The sequence below is a fragment of the Vibrio genomosp. F10 str. 9ZD137 genome (genome assembly GCF_049974785.1).
GTDB lineage: Bacteria > Pseudomonadota > Gammaproteobacteria > Enterobacterales > Vibrionaceae > Vibrio.
Genome location: NZ_JBNGCJ010001076.1, coordinates 1 through 969, shown reverse-complemented (window position 1 = coordinate 969; position 969 = coordinate 1). Strand labels below are relative to the sequence as shown.

Sequence of the window (969 nt, the reverse complement as noted above, 5' to 3'; positions counted from 1 at the left end):
GTGGAAACCGTCAGTACTACGCCGCCACATTCCGCCTCGCATTATGGTTCTGCTAGCCTGAAGCAAACCTACATTGCACACAGGCAGTGGTATGTGAGTAAAGTGACTCGGTTGATTGAACACTTAAAATTGATGGGCGTCTATGATGATTGCATCATTTATGTCACCTCAGAAATGGACGACGGACAAGCCCATAGCTCAAACGACTTGCCTTGCATGTTGATTGGCGGAAAAAATTCCAAGCTAGTCACCCAAAACGGCGGACGGATTATCCGTAACGTTGGGGCAATAGGCCAGGTATTGTCATCAATGGCTTCTGCGTATGGAGTGCAAACCCCGTATCAAAGCCCGGTGATCAACGATTTGTTTGTTTGAAACCAATAAGGTAGGAGGAAAGTAACTAAACAACAATACGTTAGGTATCGTAAGAGAACTCAAGTCTAGCACTGAAAAAGCGAGGATTTAAAAAGCTAGAATTTAAAAAGCGAGCTCTGAAACCTCTAGCTCTAATATAACCAACCATAAAGTGGGCATGTCATAACGACATGCCCACTTTTTTTTCCCTCACATTCGGCTCACATCTATCCAGAGTAACGCGTTGTTTCATCGCTTTAGCGTTATCGGCCTGCGAAAATTCCGCCTAATAAATAATGAAGGAAACACAAAGAATGCGCCCACGATTACTGTCCCCATTGATGGCATTGTTGCTATTAACCGCCTGTGGCACAGAGAGCAATAAAGGGTTGCCTACCCAGCAACAAAGTACTCCAGATGCTTATTCAGACAACGATGCTTATTCAGACAACGATGCTTATGCAGACAGCGATGGTGATGGCGAAAGTAATTCCAATGAAATTTCAAACGGAACCAACCCAAACGACGCCAATGACCCTATTCAAGGTGGAGACTCTGATCATGATGGAGACGGAAACCAGAATGGCGTTGATCCAGACTACTCACCAGAACTCG

General features: G+C 44.9%; 2 pseudogenes. Both read left to right on the top strand.

The annotated features are described in order from the left end of the window. Positions 1–375, top strand: a pseudogene (locus ACP45E_RS22610) (DUF1552 domain-containing protein); the annotation flags it as partial. Between the two features lie 293 nt (positions 376–668). Beyond that, positions 669–969: pseudogene (locus ACP45E_RS22605) on the top strand (hypothetical protein); the annotation flags it as partial.